Origin of the sequence: Paenarthrobacter sp. AB444 (assembly GCF_028736865.1) — a bacterium.
Classification (GTDB): Bacteria; Actinomycetota; Actinomycetes; order Actinomycetales; family Micrococcaceae; genus Arthrobacter; species Arthrobacter nicotinovorans_B.
This window is the reverse complement of the sequence record NZ_JAQZBY010000034.1, coordinates 1-515: the sequence shown is the minus strand read 5'-3', so window position 1 is coordinate 515 and position 515 is coordinate 1. Positions and strand designations below refer to the sequence as shown.

The 515-nt window shown below is 65.4% G+C and carries 1 pseudogene; it reads left to right on the top strand.

Annotated features, from left to right (window positions below):
• Positions 1–515 (top strand): annotated as a pseudogene (locus PQ627_RS19900) (pyruvate dehydrogenase (acetyl-transferring), homodimeric type); the annotation flags it as partial.

Genomic DNA, 515 nt, shown 5'->3' with positions numbered 1-515 from the left:
GGCGGGTTCGTGCCCGAACGCCGCCGCACCCACACCCCCGTGACCCTGCCCGAGGCCAAGTCCTACGACATCGCCAAACGCGGCTCCGGCAAACAACAAGCCGCGACCACCATGGCCTTCGTCCGGCTCCTCAAAGACCTCATGCGGGACAAAAACTTCGGCCACCGCCTCGTCCCGGTCGTCCCGGACGAATCCCGCACCTTCGGCATGGACGCGTTCTTCCCGACCGCGAAAATCTACAACCCCAAAGGCCAGAACTACCTCTCCGTAGACCGCGACCTCGTCCTGGCCTACAAAGAATCCCCCGCCGGACAACTGATCCACCCCGGCATCAACGAAGCCGGCGCCGTCGCAGCCTTCACCGCCGCCGGCACCTCCTACGCCACCCACGGCGAACCCCTCGTCCCGATCTACGTGTTCTACTCCATGTTCGGCTTCCAACGCACCGGAGACTCGTTCTGGGCCGCAGCCGACCAAATGACCCGCGGCTTCATCATCGGCGCCACCGCAGGACG